17 protein-coding genes are annotated in these 16,981 nt (G+C 40.0%); 4 read left to right on the plus strand and 13 right to left on the minus strand.

Features of this window, described 5'->3' with window-relative positions; genetic code table 11:
• Window positions 1–88: 88 nt before the first annotated feature.
• A complete protein-coding gene (pyk, locus tag GJB62_RS18810) occupies window positions 89–1,858 on the minus strand; it encodes a pyruvate kinase (RefSeq protein ID WP_114082851.1) in 1,770 nt (589 codons plus the stop codon).
• 379 nt (window positions 1,859–2,237) lie between these two features.
• Here pyk and crtR point away from each other — a divergent pair, with 379 nt between their 5' ends.
• Complete coding sequence (gene crtR, locus GJB62_RS18815; protein ID WP_114082996.1) at window positions 2,238–3,128, plus strand: beta-carotene hydroxylase; 891 nt, start codon at window positions 2,238–2,240, stop codon at window positions 3,126–3,128.
• Here crtR and GJB62_RS18820 read toward each other — a convergent pair.
• The 3 genes from GJB62_RS18820 to GJB62_RS18830 all read right to left on the minus strand — a co-directional run bounded on the left by GJB62_RS18820 (window position 3,116) and on the right by GJB62_RS18830 (window position 4,066).
• Window positions 3,116–3,337: a DUF433 domain-containing protein gene (locus GJB62_RS18820; RefSeq protein WP_114082852.1), complete on the minus strand. Its 222-nt coding sequence runs from the start codon at window positions 3,335–3,337 to the stop codon at window positions 3,116–3,118. The genes crtR and GJB62_RS18820 overlap by 13 nt on opposite strands.
• Window positions 3,338–3,411: 74 nt before the next feature.
• Window positions 3,412–3,792: a PIN domain-containing protein gene (locus GJB62_RS18825; protein ID WP_114082853.1), complete on the minus strand. Its 381-nt coding sequence runs from the start codon at window positions 3,790–3,792 to the stop codon at window positions 3,412–3,414.
• Window positions 3,779–4,066, minus strand: coding sequence for a type II toxin-antitoxin system Phd/YefM family antitoxin (locus GJB62_RS18830; RefSeq protein ID WP_245245962.1), 288 nt, complete (start codon window positions 4,064–4,066; stop codon window positions 3,779–3,781). The genes GJB62_RS18825 and GJB62_RS18830 overlap by 14 nt, the downstream gene beginning before the upstream one ends.
• 71 nt (window positions 4,067–4,137) lie before the next feature.
• On the opposite strand from GJB62_RS18830, the gene GJB62_RS38040 reads away from it, so the two are divergent.
• Window positions 4,138–4,269 (plus strand): hypothetical protein, encoded by a 132-nt coding sequence (locus GJB62_RS38040; protein ID WP_258551452.1) that lies wholly within the window; start codon window positions 4,138–4,140, stop codon window positions 4,267–4,269.
• 71 nt (window positions 4,270–4,340) lie between these two features.
• Here the strand turns inward: GJB62_RS38040 and GJB62_RS18835 are convergent, their stop codons facing one another.
• From GJB62_RS18835 to GJB62_RS18850, 4 genes are all read right to left on the minus strand, one after another.
• Entirely contained in the window at window positions 4,341–4,622 is a 282-nt protein-coding gene (locus GJB62_RS18835) for a PIN domain-containing protein (protein WP_245245963.1), read from the minus strand.
• A 6-nt stretch (window positions 4,623–4,628) separates the two neighbouring features.
• Window positions 4,629–4,844: a hypothetical protein gene (locus tag GJB62_RS38190; RefSeq protein ID WP_114082855.1), complete on the minus strand. Its 216-nt coding sequence runs from the start codon at window positions 4,842–4,844 to the stop codon at window positions 4,629–4,631.
• Window positions 4,845–5,163: 319 nt separating this feature from the next.
• Entirely contained in the window at window positions 5,164–5,739 is a 576-nt protein-coding gene (locus GJB62_RS18845) for a Uma2 family endonuclease (protein WP_114082856.1), read from the minus strand.
• 464 nt (window positions 5,740–6,203) lie between these two features.
• On the minus strand, window positions 6,204–8,804 hold the full coding sequence (locus tag GJB62_RS18850) for a patatin-like phospholipase family protein (RefSeq protein WP_114082857.1): 2,601 nt from the start codon (window positions 8,802–8,804) through the stop codon (window positions 6,204–6,206).
• Window positions 8,805–9,399: 595 nt separating this feature from the next.
• On the opposite strand from GJB62_RS18850, the gene GJB62_RS18855 reads away from it, so the two are divergent.
• Window positions 9,400–9,969 (plus strand): hypothetical protein, encoded by a 570-nt coding sequence (locus GJB62_RS18855; RefSeq protein WP_181852865.1) that lies wholly within the window; start codon window positions 9,400–9,402, stop codon window positions 9,967–9,969.
• 284 nt (window positions 9,970–10,253) lie between these two features.
• Here GJB62_RS18855 and GJB62_RS18860 read toward each other — a convergent pair whose 3' ends face one another.
• From GJB62_RS18860 to GJB62_RS18880, 5 genes are all read right to left on the minus strand, one after another.
• Window positions 10,254–12,068, minus strand: coding sequence for a diguanylate cyclase (locus GJB62_RS18860; protein WP_114082859.1), 1,815 nt, complete (start codon window positions 12,066–12,068; stop codon window positions 10,254–10,256).
• A gap of 9 nt (window positions 12,069–12,077) precedes the next feature.
• Window positions 12,078–13,058 carry an ABC transporter substrate-binding protein gene (locus GJB62_RS18865; RefSeq protein ID WP_167755992.1) on the minus strand — a complete coding sequence of 327 codons (981 nt, stop codon included), beginning with the start codon at window positions 13,056–13,058 and terminating at the stop codon, window positions 12,078–12,080.
• Window positions 13,059–13,488: 430 nt separating this feature from the next.
• On the minus strand, window positions 13,489–13,902 hold the full coding sequence (aroH, locus tag GJB62_RS18870) for a chorismate mutase (RefSeq protein ID WP_114082860.1): 414 nt from the start codon (window positions 13,900–13,902) through the stop codon (window positions 13,489–13,491).
• A gap of 102 nt (window positions 13,903–14,004) precedes the next feature.
• Complete coding sequence (sppA, locus tag GJB62_RS18875; RefSeq protein WP_114082861.1) at window positions 14,005–14,826, minus strand: signal peptide peptidase SppA; 822 nt, start codon at window positions 14,824–14,826, stop codon at window positions 14,005–14,007.
• Window positions 14,827–15,370: 544 nt separating this feature from the next.
• Complete coding sequence (locus GJB62_RS18880) at window positions 15,371–15,667, minus strand: hypothetical protein (protein WP_114082862.1); 297 nt, start codon at window positions 15,665–15,667, stop codon at window positions 15,371–15,373.
• A gap of 437 nt (window positions 15,668–16,104) precedes the next feature.
• On the opposite strand from GJB62_RS18880, the gene GJB62_RS18885 reads away from it, so the two are divergent.
• Window positions 16,105–16,902: an MlaE family lipid ABC transporter permease subunit gene (locus tag GJB62_RS18885; RefSeq protein ID WP_114082863.1), complete on the plus strand. Its 798-nt coding sequence runs from the start codon at window positions 16,105–16,107 to the stop codon at window positions 16,900–16,902.
• Window positions 16,903–16,981 lie beyond the last annotated feature (79 nt).

Consider the following 16,981-nt stretch of genomic DNA (forward strand, 5'->3'; position numbering starts at 1 on the left):
TTATTAATTCTTCCTCTGCCTCCCCTGCTCCCCTGCTCCCCGGCTCCCCTGCTCCCCTGCCCCCCTGCTTCTTCCCCATTCCCCACTTCTAAGGCGTTCTCACTGCCCCAGAGTAAATCAAACCCCGTTGCAGATCGAGCGTTATAATCGCCCCATCGCGAATCACCTGTGTTGCCTGCTTCACGCCAACAATCACTGGCACACCGAGACGTAAGCCAATCACCGCCGCATGACTTGTGAGACTTTCCTCTTCCGTAATAATCCCGGCAGATTTGCGAATAGCTTCAACAAAATCGGCACTAGTGCGCGGTGCAACTAATATGTCTCCAGGATTAAAGTTACTAACATCCATGCCAGTATTCGCTACCCGTGCGCGACCACTCACTAAACCTTGTCCTAATCCAATTCCGTGACCTAGTACCGCCGTCACCACCTCAACCTTAATCAAATCTGTGGAGCCGGAAATTCCCTGGAGTGTGCCAGCAGTCATTACTACTAAATCTCCCTCCGACAGTAACTTCAACTCCTGAGCCACATTAATCGCAGCTTGGAATGTTTGACCAGTGGAAGGTAATCCTAGCACCAATAGCGGTTTTACTCCCCACACCATTTGTAGCTGCCGCGCTACATTCACATGGGGGGTAACAGCCAAAATCGGTGTATTGGGACGGAACTTAGAGACATTGCGAGCAGTTGCCCCAGTTTGCGTTAAGGTCATAATTGCCGCTGCACCTAATTGTTCGGCAATTTGACCTACAGCTTGACTAATCGCATTAGGAATGGAGCGCCGAGCATCTCTCACGGAACGCAAGTTTAAGTGTTGGGCTTCCTCCTGCTCCATCCGCTCGGCAATCCGCGCCATCGTCGCCACTGCTTCTACAGGAAAGCTACCCACAGCAGTTTCATTGGAGAGCATCACCGCATCAGTGCCGTCTAAAATGGCGTTTGCCACATCCGACACTTCCGCGCGAGTGGGACGAGGATTGCTCACCATGCTGTCTAACATCTGGGTGGCGGTGATGATGGGAATCCCTAAGCGATTTGCTGTAGCAATTAGCCGCTTTTGGAGTACCGGAACATCTTCTGCCGGCAATTCTACGCCTAAATCGCCCCTGGCAACCATCACGCCATCACACAAAGCCAGAATCGCCTCCATTTGTTCAATGGCTTCATGTTTTTCAATTTTGGCAACCACCGGCACTTGCTTGCCTGTACTAGAAATTAGTTCTTTAATTTCAATCATGTCCTGCGGATTGCGGACAAAGGAAAGTGCCACCCAATCTACACCTTGATCTAGACCAAACATCAGATCCTCTCGGTCTTTGTCGGTCATTGCCTTAATTGAGAGGTAAACGCCGGGGAAGTTTACGCCTTTGTTGTTAGAAAGTTTACCAGGCACGGTGATGCGACAATGCAAATCACCTTTGTCTCGGTTAATCTCCTCCACGACCATTTCTACTCGTCCATCATCAAGGAGGATTTTTGCACCAACAGGTACTTCTTCGGCTAAATAATCGTAGGTGACGCAGCTAATTTCCTGCGTGCCTACCACCGGACGGTTTGTCAAGGTGAAGCGATCGCCTTTTGCCAAAACTATAGACCCGTTGTCAAACTTCCCCAAGCGAATTTTTGGGCCCTGCAAGTCTTGGAGAATGGCCACTGGCTGATTTAATTCAAAAGCGGTTTGCCGAATTAAGCGAATACTACGCTGATGGTCGGCATGAGTTCCGTGGGAGAAGTTTAGCCGCAGCGTCGTGGCTCCCGCTTCAATAATCGCCTTGAGCATTTCAGGACTGCTAGTGGCGGGGCCAATAGTAGCGACAATTTTTGTCCGGCGCAGAGAATCTCTTAATTGCATAGGGGCTGAAGTGAGGGAGCTATCTGGGAAGTCATCGTAACTTAAGTTGCATCTCCTTTTCAGTCACTGCTATACCAATAGATATAAGCAGTTAGAGAGGTTTTATGGGAGAGTGAGGGCTGTGGGATAGACTAGATATAGTACATCAATCTTGTATCCATCCTCCCAACGAAAGAGTTTATCCCATCAACTTTTTGACAATTGCCATACCCCACTTATCAGTAAAGATTAGTTCTTGTCTGGAATCATAGCGTTATTCATCTACTGATATGCAAAGCTGTGGATAAATATTGCTATACAAAAGGTTACAAAACTTTATTCTTCACTAATATTTATCGTATATTCGTAATGTTTGATTAAGAAGGAGTCAATGTTAGAAATGATCGCATCGGAGGCACGAAAGCCACTGACAATCCCGCCAAAGGAATTTTTAGCGCCTCCTGGTGATTTTAATCCCACGCTATTGCTGTTTTTGGTAGCTGTAGCAATGCTGGTGTTATCTAACTTTGGTTACTGGCTTTGGGAATGGCCCCACTGGCTCTGCTTTAGCGTTAACACTATTGCGTTGCATTGTGCTGGGACGGTTATTCACGACGCTTGTCACCAATCAGCCCATCGTAACCGAGTGATGAATGCGATGTTAGGACATGGCAGTGCGTTGATGCTAGCTTTTGCCTTTCCAGTATTTACGCGGGTGCATTTACAGCATCATGGCCATGTCAACCATCCCAAAGACGACCCAGATCATTATGTCTCTACGGGTGGCCCACTGTGGCTGATTGCGGTGCGGTTTTTGTACCATGAGGTGTTTTTCTTTCAACGGCGACTGTGGCGGAAATATGAGCTATTGGAATGGTTCATCAGCCGTTTAATTGTCGGTGTAATTGTTTATATATCAGTGCAATACCACTTTTTGGGTTACATTCTCAATTTTTGGTTTATACCAGCTTTTGTAGTGGGGATAGCACTGGGATTATTTTTCGACTATTTACCGCATCGTCCCTTTGCAGAGCGCGATCGCTGGAAAAATGCTCGCGTCTACCCAAACCAAGTTCTCAATATCCTGATTATGGGACAGAATTACCACTTAATTCATCATCTGTGGCCATCTATTCCTTGGTACAATTACCAGCCTGCTTACTATGTCATGAAGCCCCTCTTAGATGAAAAAGGATGTTATCAAACTTCAGGATTGTTGCAGAAAAAGGACTTTTTTGAGTTTGTTTATGACATCTTTTTAGGAATTCGTTTTCATCATCAAAAAGAATAGAGTTGTTGCAGCATTTCCTTTGCTAATTCTAGAGCGGGGATGGCTTGCTCACGGCTGACGCTAGAAAAGTGATCTGAAAACTTATCCAGTGAGTCACCCGCTTCTAGATAATCAAGCAAGGTTTTTAGCGGCACACGAGTACCAACAAAAACAGGAGTTTCCCCCAATATATCGGGGCCACTATGAACAACACGCGATGTGGATGTCATATAGTTACTTGTGTGCGACAGACTAGGTTTTGATCCTAACTCTCATCGTCTTGGAAATCTCAGCATATATTCCATCAATCACGCCATTTTGCATACAGGTAATTATTCAGAATATTTTCATCTTTGCTCAGTAATATATTATTATTTAATAAAGCATTCGCCGTAATAATCCGATCAAAAGGATCGCGAGTCCAAGTAATAGTTAAGCTAGTACTGATAATATCATTAAAGTTTTGATTACATATTTTTAAACCAATTTCCTCGGACAGGTTAGGAATAATCACATCCGGTTTATCTTTAAGACGTTTTATTTCATATAAATACTGTAACTCTAATCTCACAATTGGCGAGATATAAACGTCATTATCATTAATTAATGTTTTAGCAATATCAGTTAATTTATCTGTCAAGCCAGCATAGAGCCACGCTACAACATGAGTGTCAAGATAAATCAATATTAATCTCCTGTTCCCAACTGATATTAACTAAATCATCTGGATTTCCTTGAATAGCATCAGATTTAAATGTTAAGTTTTTAATTTTATCTTTTTTTTCTATAGGAACAATTTTTAATAACTTACCATTTTTGTTAATTTCTAGTGGAATACCTGTTTCTAGCACCTCATCTAGTAGACGCTCAATATTATTACTTAATTCCGTTAGTGTAACCTTTTTCATTGCTTGTATTAAATATCTACATTCACATTCTTTGATGAGCTTAGATATCATAGCAAAAAATTTTCCCTTACCCTAAAGATTGTTATGGAATGTAGCAACAATACCTCAAATTATCTAGTTCTGTGGATGTTTGCGATCGTTTCCGACAGGGCGTAGCCCATCGCCATCTTGTCACGGTGCATTATAAAAACCTTTGCGATCGCCTCATCGTTGTTCTAGGCTACAGGAAGCAAGCTACGCTGCGATCGCAGTAATTAAACTCACACAGAACGCCAATTTTCGATTTGCAAGTTAGGTACTCTTTGAAATTCTCGGACATTAGATGTCACCAAAATATAGCTAATTTAAGAAAGCTTCTGATCTGGGCTGCTTGTTCTGCTTCTTTTGAATCAAAAGGTAAAATTGTAATTGAATCTAATAATATTTCAATAGTTGATTGGATTTTAACAGCGCGTTGTGTGTTTATAGCTAATCCATATTTCACCTCCATAACTGTTAGAGATGAAACAAAAATTTCAGTAGGGGAGATTAACTTTATTCGCTTGAGGGTGTTTTCTTCTCCTTTGACAAAATCACTAATGACGCAAGTATCCAGTAAATAACCCATACATAATTAAAGTTCTATTTCGTTCGGTGGTATCAGTTCCTCTCGATATGATTCAAAAATAATACTTTCTTTTATACCTGAATATTGCATGATTATTTCTGGCCATTGGCTGGGTTTAGTTTCTAAGAAGGTGACAAACACTAAACTTTCACTGATACCTTCTGGTGTTTCAGCTAATTCAATTTTGCCGTTTTTATAAATTCCTTGAATTGTTTTTAATATATAGCTTACCTCCTATATAAATTTTAATCTATAGGACTCATATTTGACTGTTTAAAAAATTTAGTATAACTCAAAGAGACTTCTTGACTATTGCCTGACTACGCAAATAATTTCATAAATGAAATCGGATCGCTATATAAAAATAACCTCTGAAAGCGATCGCCTCGAAAGTTTCCCGAAAGTGCGATCGCTTACATTGGGTGACTATAAATAACCACGTAACTTAGCACAACTGTATCGAATTAAATCCTCTAGGTTATTTAAGTAAACCCAGAGTTTTACGGTCTTGTCATAACTAGCAGAAGGCATGGTCTATTTTTTAACCAACATTACCTGCAGACAACACTTGTTCAACTGTAAGTGCAATTTCCGAGAAAGTTGCAGACACAATTTGCTGACTCCCGCTAAACTCCTTCTCCTCGTACAATCCTTCTGACAACAATAAAATCGTAATTTTTGACTCTATTGGATCTACAATCCAATATTCAGCAATCTCTAACGCTGCATATTCAGAACGTTTATACCGATAATCGCGTTTTACTGAATCAGGACTGACAACTTCCACTACTAATATCGGCGCAGACTGACAAACAGCAGACTCATCAAGGAATTCCATTACCTGTTCAGCCGTGACAACATAAACATCAGGCAATCTTGACTTTCGCCATCCCGTTCTTACACCTGCCTCTCTAAAACATAACCAAGGTAAACTCAAGCGATTGATTTCTGTGTCAAATGTCTGTTCAAGGAATTTAGCAAGTAGTAAATGTCTAAAAGTTGGTGGATTCATGCGTTCTAGTTTTCCATCCACCAGTTCATAACGGCTATCAGTACCATCGTTATAAGCGAGATATTCTTCAAAAGAGTATAGACGCTCTGTAGTTGTCTGTGTCATCGCGCAACTTTTAAATAAAGGTTTTTTTGAGGTAGTACTCAAAAAATCATGAGTAATTGCACATTGGCTTGTAGTAGCGTTTAAACGTGTAGGCAAATAAAAAAGCTGTGTAATTTTATCACCGACAAAGCACGATTCTATCGTTAGCTACTCAATACTTGGGAAAAAATAAAGTTGTATATACAATTTAATAATACTACTATCCTAAAAAAATCCAAAAGTTCTATTGCGGCACAATTTTGTGCGATCGCATTTGCTAAAAATCAAAAGAATGATTTTTTCTGACTTACTCCTTGTAGACACCCTGCGTGAGCTTGCGGCCTTTGCTTAATTCAATCGGTAAAAGAGTGCGATCGCTTGGATATTGCCCCTGATGTCATCTTTAAACCTATAACTGGAATTCTCACCTGCAAAAGGAGAGCTTAACAGCGATCGCTAAACTTAATGACTGTCCTGCTGTTTCTCTATTGGCTCGAATTTATTTCATCTATGATAGATTCCATTACACAGTTATTATTATCCTCTTTCTTCCTCTTCCCAGGCGAACAATCTATTTTTTCTGGATTTCCAACTTTATCCCTGATCGAGTCTTGAGAAATTTTTGACAAATACCATCCTAATGGTAATTTAGGCCCTTTTTCTTTTACTGGAGTTTTACCGTCATTGTTCTTTACTGGAGTTCCACCGTCTACATGAGTTAAATAGAATTGCCTAAACCGATGATCCTTCAAATCACTATCTTTATCAATTTTTCCGTCTAGTTCGTATTCACCCTGCTTAACAACACTACGTCCTCTGGCTTCTCTTGAGTTCAAAAAAGCTAGAATTGGTGACAACAGTTCGTTTAGTCCTTGGACTTTTGATGGTTCTAAGAAATCGTTATTAGTGATGGCTAGATATACAACTTTGAAAGTTTTATCTTTTATCTCTTTTTCTAAAATTTTTTCTAACCTTTGACCTATATCTCGTGCAGTTGTGAAACCGGAGTTTTCAAAGTAGCCTCCGTCTGCTAAACGAGTTTTCAGACCGTTCTTATAAGTTAGTTCCTGATTACCATTCGCATCGTTGCATTTTTTAAACCAACCAACTGGAGTGACTAATGGAAACCTAGCACTGAGGACAGCAGCCGTACTGAGAGGAAAGTCAATATTAGCTCCATTAACACTACAAGCAACGGTGCGAATATCATTAAGAGGGGGAAATTTTGAATCAGGAGAATTGAAGTTGAACGGACTTAACAATAAACGCTCTCCAGTCCCTACTACTGTCGTATTTAAGACAAGAGCAGGAGCATCATCTTTATCTGGATTCCAATGTTTGTAATAAGAATCCGCAAGGGGATTATTCTTACCCCATTCGCTTTTCCACCCGCCTTCAAACGCATACTCTAGACCCCTGGCTCTGTCTAAACTCTCAATAGGAATAGGAATAAAACGTTGGACAAAATCAGAAAATAATCCTGCTCCAAGCAAGGGAGATAGCAAGTCTTTATCTAACAGTTCATGTGCTTTTTTTTCTAGTGGACCTCTACCATCATCTTGTTTCTCTAGAGGCTTCTTATAATCTAGCAAACAGTCCTTTGCGTTTAAAGAAGGTGGAGGTGCAGTATTTTTAACCAAGCTAGAAAATGCCGCAGCACCAAGGCTACCACCAGAGACACCGCTAATGGCAAAAACATGATGAGCAAAGGCAGGGCATAAATCTTGTAATCGGGATAGCGTTGATGCCGCATGATATGCAGCAAAAATTCCACCTCCCTGCGCCGAAATAATGTATATAGGGTATGGAGTTTTCTGTTTAGTCTTCTTAATCTCTTCTTGACGTTTTCCTAGCCAATTTTTAAACTTTGAATCTAATGTTTCTTCTTTTATCCATTTTTCAAACTTTGGATCTGATGTTCCTTTTGATTCATTTTTACTAATAGTGGTAGCAGGGGTAGCAGTAGTCGCAGTGATGAGTCTGATTTGATGATTGTCATTCAGATCCAATCCGCTAAAGACAAAAGCAAGTATTACAGGAATTATAATTACTGCAAAAGCAGTGACCTGAATATTTTTATTAAACCCAAAATAATAAAAAGGATATACAAGTGTCAGAATGGTCACAAGAAATAAAGCAATTAGCGTGATTGAGCCAACAGTTTGGCATAACGATTGGAAGAAGTAAGGATTTGATTTTACGGCTATACTTAGCAGAAAATAATCTATAGAAAAAAGTGAAATTACAATTACAACTAAGCTAACAGAAACAATAATTACGATAGTGTTGAATTCGTCTTTCAATTTCCTAGGTGTATCTTTTAGATGATATATCAGATATAAAACCACTAAATAAAACACCAAATAAATTCCTAAAGGCAGATAGTATTTAATCGGCTCAATAATCTGAGTATCACTACGAAAATTAGAGAAGACAGATATAATAATAATCCCTAAAATCGGAAGACATGATATCCATCCGTAAGGATGTTCTCTTTCTTGGTTATTTTGATGTGTAGGCATTTCGCAAGAACTATCTGAATTTACTTTGGGTTTTTGGTGGTTCGTTGCCATTTTCCAAAGCACTGGAGCAGCAATAAAAAGCCATACAAGAAAACCAATCAAGAAGAAAATCCCTGCACACTTAGGACTTAACCATAGATATTTATCTTCAAACCCAGAATCAGACCTGAAAAAACCAATGGCTATACTTAATAACGGTACAGAACTAAAAAATCCTACTTCAAAAGATTGTAGTAAATAATTCAAAATTTGACTGAAAAAACCAAATTGGGTCAAAGAAACCTTACAAGGATTTTTAGGTATTTTTAAGAACCGTTGCGCTAAAAATAAACATAAACATGATATTACGATAATAAACAGACATATGACTACAGATAAAACTATCTCTCTCAAGGCGAATTTTTCGTCATTTATATTTAAAATAAATACTCGATAAAATTCCAGTATTTGATCTAATCCAAGAAATCCACCAAAAAATATAAAAGACAATAGCGATATAAACGCAACTAGCCATAAATTGCCAAATTCGTTTAAGGATGACTCAACTGTTTTGTCATTTGTCATACACCCATTCCTTTGAACTGCAAATTTTAATTGCACGAGAAGAATACACTTTGCAATCCCTCTAAAGCAATGGAAGTTTGCCAACTTAAGCACAGGGAACTTAAAGAATTATTACAAACGTCTCTGTAAATCCCAGTAGTAATTTCTAGAACAACTGAGAAATTGAGCAAATCAGATTGCAAAATCCAGCCTTGCATAAATGCGGGATGAGTTGCGAGTTTCGCGCAAAGCACAGTGAAATATTGACTTTTCGCACCTACTCTGAAAGTGCTATTTGCAATATGCGCGGAACAAAAATCTGCAACACCCAAAATTATTGCAGTGTGTTACAACTCCGCGATGTTCACAAAGTAGCGTGCTTATAATCTCATAAATAAATTTATAATCTCTTGAATTAACTTATAATCAGATACATTAATGTGCTTACTCTGCTAAATCTCAATCTGATGTCTATATGCTCTCACTAACGAATATATACTACTGCATAATATCCCTGAATTTAAACGATATAAAAGCATGAGGCAACCTCTAGGCTAACTAGTTCCCTTGTTTGCCTACAGCTTGTGTAAATTAAATTAAATCCAACGTTTTCATCGTGCCTACAAAACAACGCAGACGTGGTGCAATTCTTACACCAAAAGGATTGCATAAACTTCAGGATGCAAAACAACAAGCAGAATTTAATGAAAACGGTAACAAGCGATTTACTCTTGATGATCTGAGTGATCAAACAGGTTTAGACTCTCATACCCTGTGTAAGATTTTTAGCTGTAGCAACAAAGTTGATCGGTACTCTCTCACTCGATGTTTTCAGGCATTCAAAATATTATTAGAGCCGGATGATTATGATGTCGCCACGATTCCCCTGCTCATAACTAGCTCAGAGTTACAACAGCGAGAAACCTGCAAGGATAAGACTTTAGGCAGAGAGGAGGACAAAAAACTTGGATTACAGTTGAACCTAGATGTAAATGAGGTCAACTTGCCCATGACTCCACCTGAAGAAATTCGCTCAAAAGCAATAACACTGCTGGAAGAATTATCGGGAGAATCTTTACTAAAAGCAGTTAAATTTTTAGAATCCCTTTCTCAAGAGTCTTTACCGCTAAGTCAAAACAAGCTTGAACATAGCAACGGTGTTGCGAAGAATATTACGCTCAATTAAACTAACAAGATTTTTCAACAGCCATAAAAATAACCTCTGGAAGCGATCGCACCTTTAATTGCTACTATTCCTACACTTAGGGAATAACGAACCGCAGAGGCGCAGTATTTCGACTTCGCTCAATAACCGGACACGGAGAAATCAGAGTTTGAGAAATATTTTGCGTCAGTCCTAACAAAGAATAGAGTTGTTGTATGAAGGGATGCCTAGGTTGGGCTGCACCAACGGGTCAAAAATCTTTGATTTCATATAACCACATTTGGAGCGATCGCTGCTAGAACCTGCTAACACTGGGTATTAATTGGAAGGAAATCAGCCGTAGAATAGCGATCGCGCCCCTTTTGTTTGGCATTGTACATTGCTTGATCGGCTGAGGCGATGAGTATATCTGGCTTGATGTCCCAAGTGGGTATGACAGAACTAATACCTAAACTAAGTGTGACGATATCCTTGACATCAGACTTTGCATGAGGAATGGCCTGATCGTGAATTGCTTGTTGAATACTTTCTGCTACTTTGATCGCTCCTACTAAGTCAGTATTGGGAAGGAGTACCGAAAATTCTTCTCCTCCGTAACGCGCTACTAGATCGGCAGGACGATGAACTGTCTGTTGCACTGTTTGCGCTATTATGATTAGACAATGATCGCCTCCAAGATGACCATAGTAGTCGTTATAAGATTTGAATTTATCAACATCCAATAAAATCAGTGACAGGGGTTGTTGTTCTTGTGCAAGGCGTTTCCATTCTGCTTGTAGTCGTCCATCAAAGCAGCGACGGTTAGCCACCTGAGTCAAACCATCTAGATTTACCAGTTGTTCTAGTTTCTGATTTACATCTTCTGCTTTTTCTTTAGCAATTAGTAACTCTGCTGTTCTCTCCTGTACCTGTTGTTCCAAAGTTTCCAAAGATGTTTGTAACTGAAGTGCCATGTTGTTAAATGATTTTGCCAGTTGACCTATTTCATCTTTTGAGCTAATTTTGGCGCGGATATCTAAGTTACCTGCGGTAAATTGGAAAACTATATTGGTAAGGGAAATTATTGGCTTTGTTAGCACTTGCCCAATGGCAAAAGCAATGATTGTCACTACTGAAGCGATAATTGCAAATAGAAACATTGCGTCACGAATTTGCTTTTCTACAGGTGCTAGGGCAACAGCAAGGGGTTGTGCGAACAACACAGACCAAGGTTTATATTTTAAACGAGCGATCACAATCAGATTAACCTGATTACCTGTTGCTGACAAAGATGTAATTAAATCCGACTGTTTATTATCCAATGCTTGCTTAAGTTTTGACTCATTAGTGGCCAATTCTTTGACAGGATAATTAGGTAAACGTCTTTCTTGTTGCAGTTTAATTACAACATCCAAAGGCAGAGGCACAATTGATTTAAAAAGTAGATTTGGTGCAGTGCTATGTGCCAGATAAATATTATTTTCATCTAAAAGAATAGCAAATGATTTTGCCCCAGCTCGTTCAGTTTCTCTAGTTACTAACTGCTGAACAACAGTCGCATTGTATGAAACACGCAATACACCCAATATATCTCCCTTGGCATTGCGAACTGGACTGCTAAAAAACAGGGTAATAAGGTCAGGAATTGTCGGCGATCGCTTCATGCTAGAAACAAAGGATAACCCAGTTTCTAGCGGTTTTTTAAAATAATCTTCAACTGATTCATCTTTGCCAATATTCGGTGTTGTATATGTATCCAATACATTTTTCCCGTTTAAGTCGAGCAAAGAGTATGAGATAATATTGAGCATATCTTTGCGACTGAGACGAATTAATGTTTCTGTCGCCAATTTCATTTCGGGACTGTCATCTCGCTGTTTTGGAGTTAGGCTGAGGTAGCGTGCCAAACCTGGTAAAATCGCCTCTACACGCACGGCATTGAGATTTCCATCAATAAAGGCATCTATTCTGTTAGCAGTTTCGTTAGCCGCCGCAGATAGGGCTTGTTTCGCGTTGTCAGTTAGTGCTTTTTCAGTTGTCTGTTTGTTGATAAATGACAATAACAGCAACGGAATCAAAGCAACAATCAGAAACGAAGTGATCAACTTTGTACGGATGCCGCCCAAAAGAGATTGCTTCATGGCTTTAAACTAGGAGGGAGGCTTCAATAATGAAGAATTGAACAAAGTTTTTAGCTCAGGAATGCGCGTCACGTTTCCAGAGCGAATAAAAAAGTCTGCATATATCTTGGCAGTTTTGTAGATGGAGTTAGGGCTGCTAGATTGAAATAATTTTTGGTTTTCACCTAAATCAATTAGGTTTACTCCCTCCAGAGAGATTGTATTGCTAGGAATTTTTAAGACTTTGCTGATGATAGCGTTTCCTTCCTGAATATTTGCTTTCCAGTAGTTTACTGCTTGCAGCCATCCTCGCACGAATGCACGAACATCTTCAGGGCGATCGCGGATTATCTCACCGCGAAAGACAATCATATCTAAAATCAAGCCAGGGGTTTGTTTGCTGGTAAATAGGATATGTCCCCCTAATTTTCTCGCTTCAGAAAGATGGGGTTCCCAAGTGTGTCCGGCTTGAATAGTATTATTTTTCAGACGTTGAGGAACTTCTGAAGCCTCTGATTTTACTAAGTTCACATCATCGCTGGTTAAGTTGGCAGTTTTCAACATCTCAGTTACAAAAACTTCGCTAAAACCGCCTAGATTTGCACCCAGCTTTTTCGCTTTCAAGTCAGCAACGGTTTTAATTTGTGATTGGGCGACTACTACATCTGCTCCTGTTGATTCATCTACAACCATCACGCCTTGTATATCTGGATTTGTGGCGCTCAAGATGATAAAACTTCCCAAAGAATACATAGCACCATCATACTTACCCGCACTAAAATTTCCTTGTTCCAATTGGATGTATCGTTTATGAATAATTAGTTCCACATCTACCCCTTGGGCTTTGAAGAATCCTTTTTCTTGAGCAATGATGCCTGGATACTCCCCAACAAAATATCCAACTGGTATTTTCAAGGGAGGGCGTTTGAATTCGATTGGTGCCCTCTGACAAGCAAATAGCAAACAGGCCGTAATGATAAAAATACCAGCATATTTAAGTAGTTCAAACATAGAACATTTGATATTTTGTAATCATTGCCGAGCAAATATTCAACTAAATTAACTATCTGTTCAAATTCAAATTAATAGGTAATTTTTTTAAAATTGAATGAAAAAAGTTCTGATTTTATGAATTTATCTAATTGATTTTATGACAAGATTACTATTTGCTTCTAAAGCAGTCTCAGAAAAGTGATTAATCCTTTTTTGAAACATACAAATTGGGAGCATCCCAATGCAAACAAATCTACTAAGATAATGAGTCGTCATTGCGTTCGCCTCTGGCGTTCCCGAAGGTATGAAGCGTAGAGTCTTCTCTTCTCTTTCAGAGACCCTAATGCGAACGAGAGGCTTGTCTGCGACACGCTACGCGAATGGCATAGCTTCGCTTAACGCGGTAGCGTCTCGTAAGAGAAGCGGAATGTACTCTTTATAATTCAATTTACACTTTTGATTTAACTGCTGGCTGTGATGCTTGTAAAGTTTGGGGCAAACTCCAGTCGGGACGTAAACTGGCGGCGTTGCGTAAATAGATATGATGAATTGAGGCGGAGGCTGGCAGATAGGCGTGGATTAAGAACCGAATGCAGCGTTGTAAGCTACCTTCAACGTGCATTTGCTGCACATCCAACATGGCCACATTATCCCAACCTGGACGCGCTCTAGCGATCGCAGCTGGAAAAACCACATCCAAATCGCGTGTCACTGAGAAAGTCACACTAATCATGTCTGTCGGCTGAAATTGATTCCGATTTTCCAATTCATCTAGTAGTTCTGTCACTACCTCTCGGATTGCCTCAACAGTATTTTCTGAAGCAGTTGTTGCTCCACGAATAGCCCGCATTTGCCACTCCACGCCAAAATCCTCCTAAAAACATAAAAGTTAGGAGTTAGAAGTTAGGAGTTAGAAGTTAGGAGTTCAAACTCTCAACTTCTCACTCCTAACTCCTAACTCAAGCTAGGGACGATATAACCACAACGGTAAACCACTAGTAGACATTTCAAATTCAAGCCAATCAATTCCAGATCGAATTCCTGATGAAACCTGACGACTTCCTGGTAGAAGTCGGCTCAATAGGGGTTTACGTTCTTCTAGGGTATAGCAGAGAGTTTTTTCTGGATCAAGTCCGACCAGTTCTGCTGTCCAGCGACGGGCATCTTCTTCAGTACCCAGGCGATCTACAACACCCAATTCTAGGGCTTGCTGTCCAGTAAAAATCCGACCATCGGCGAAACTTTTTACAGCTTCTACTGTTAAAGAACGGCCATCAGCTACCGTTTGGACAAACTGCTGATAACTTGTGTCAATCAACTCTTGCAAGATGCTTTCTTCTGGTTGAGTCAGCTGCCGATCAAAAGCCAAAATGTCTTTATAAGGGCCAGACTTAATTACCTGAAAGGAAACACCGATTTTTTCTAGCAAGCGTTCCAAGTTATTGCCACGCAAAATCACACCAATACTACCCGTAATTGTACCTGGGTTAGATACGATGTGTTCTGCTCCCATACCGATGTAGACACCTCCAGAAGCCGAAATATTGCCAAAGCTAGCGACGATTTTAATTTTTTCGCGCAAACGCTTCAGGGCGCTGTAAATTTCTTGAGAATCTCCGACTGTACCGCCAGGGCTATCGATACGCAGCAATAATGCCGGAAATTTTTTTTCTTCTACAGTTTTCAGTGCTTCTAGGACGCGTTTGCGAGTCGCACCGGCGATCGCACCAGTAATTTCAATCCGCGCAATTTGTTTTCTAAACTTGGGCTTAAACGGCCAAACCATGAGCTGTAAACATTCCTCGTAATAAACTCAATATAAGATCCCTAGAGGTCAGACGACCTTCTTTGCTCTGTTAAGAAACATGAGCAGGCATTATGTTTATCAGATTTTAAGGAAATTTTTATATTTTGCAGTGAGTTTTATTTGATATTCTCGATGAATGCTAATAAATTCCTTAAAGATTGCAGCCAACACAAAATGCCAAACTCTAGTTTAGCGTTCAATGCGGTGGTTTAGCACAGACTATTTTAGCTATTTTGCATAATTCAAAGTTTCAAAGCCCTTATTCTACTAGCTTTTTGACTGTTTTCGGATTTCTTTACTACAGTCGGGCATACGGAACATTTATCAGTAATTAATAACTAATAACTAATTAACAATAAGTATTTAATTAATAATTTCGATACTCAATTTAATTAATAAAAATTCATTCAGTCAACACTAATCCCTATTTAGGTTAAGACCAGAATTACTTTCACTTTGGTAAGGATCAATTTTTCCTCTCTTGTACAGCCCATGAATACCTGACGAAGACTATTCACATCATTTAAGAGTCTATTCGTAAAATTTGATACCGATAGTAAACATAAGTATCAAACAGTGACCCGACGAAACTACAGGTCAAGCTAATTACAAATAATCCACGCAGGGGAGTCCCACTGCCAAAGGTGGCGAGAAAACGTATAATCTCAGTGGCGATCGCCTCAGTTAACTCTTGTAAACCCGGAAAAGAACCGATAAGGGATAAAAGGAGCAGTCCACCGCCAACAAAGAAGATGGGAGCGACAAAACTAAATATGATCGTAAGTACTAAGGAGCGGAGAAAGTTAATGAAAATAGTCATTTAGGACAAACTCCGTGAGTAGAGATGACAATAGCTAGATAGCGGTTTGTCATTTTCTACAATACGTGCGATCGCTCCCAAGCAGACAATCTGTCAAAAATCTTAAGTTTTCATTAAAAGAAATGGCTACCAGTTACAACCCGTGCTGGGGCTTTCCAAAATTATTTAAATCAATCAAACCCTTGCATAATCAAGCTTGTGGTTAAGATTAGCATCCATTCATTGGTTTGCAGCACGTTTAATAATAGCTTTTTTTCTGAGAGCATCATTAATCTAAGTTAATATTCAACCCCCTTGGGAGTCAGGGGCATAAGAGAAATGAGTTAGAAATTACCATTCCCCATTCCCCATTTCCCATTCCCAATTCCCAATCCCCCATTCCCTATCCCAACGACTTCCGCTATTCTTAAGGCAGTTACCGAGTTAGCTACAGAACATTGAACCAGACTACATCCAAATCCAGTTTAGGAGAATGGAGTCAGCGATTGCTGGCAGCGATTTTTCTGGGTGGGCAAGTACTAGTTCACCTATTGAGGGGCAAAATCCATCGGCGCAACACCTTAGAACAAATGGCAGCAGTTGGGCCAGATTCCCTATTTATTGCCCTATTGACGGCTATTTTCGTCGGCGCGGTGTTTACCATTCAAGTGGCGCGGGAATTTATCAACTTTGGTGCAGGAAACATTATCGGGGGGGTGCTTTCTATAGCGTTGACACGAGAACTCTCTCCCGTGTTAACAGCAGTGGTTTTGGCAGGGCGAGTCGGTTCTGCCTTTGCAGCCGAAATCGGTACCATGCGCGTCACAGAACAAATCGATGCCATGTTGATGTTAAAAACAGATCCAATCGATTATCTGGTTATTCCCCGCGTTATTGCTTGCTGTTTAATGCTACCAATTTTAACCCTCCTGTCTTTGATAACAGGGATGTTCGGAGGATTCATAATTGCGACAAATGTCTACAACCTATCTGATACGGTATTTCTAGACTCAGCCCGTAACTTTCTTGGGATCTGGGATATTATTAGCGCCATGCTTAAGGCTTGTTGCTTTGGGATTTTAATCGCCGTAATTGGTTGCAGCTGGGGATTGACGACAACAGGAGGAGCCAAAGGAGTAGGACAGTCAACCACAACTGCTGTTGTGACTGCCTTGCTAATCATATTTGTTAGCAACTTCTTTCTTTCTTGGTTAATGTTCCAAGGACTTGGCAGTGCATTTTTGAAAGGCTTATAAAAGTGAGAAGTGAGTATTTAGGAGTTAGGAGTGATGAGTTAAAACTCTTCATTCCTGTAGAGATACGATTAATCGCGTC

It is taken from the genome of Nostoc sp. ATCC 53789 (assembly GCF_009873495.1).
GTDB classification, from domain to species: domain Bacteria; phylum Cyanobacteriota; class Cyanobacteriia; order Cyanobacteriales; family Nostocaceae; genus Nostoc; species Nostoc muscorum_A.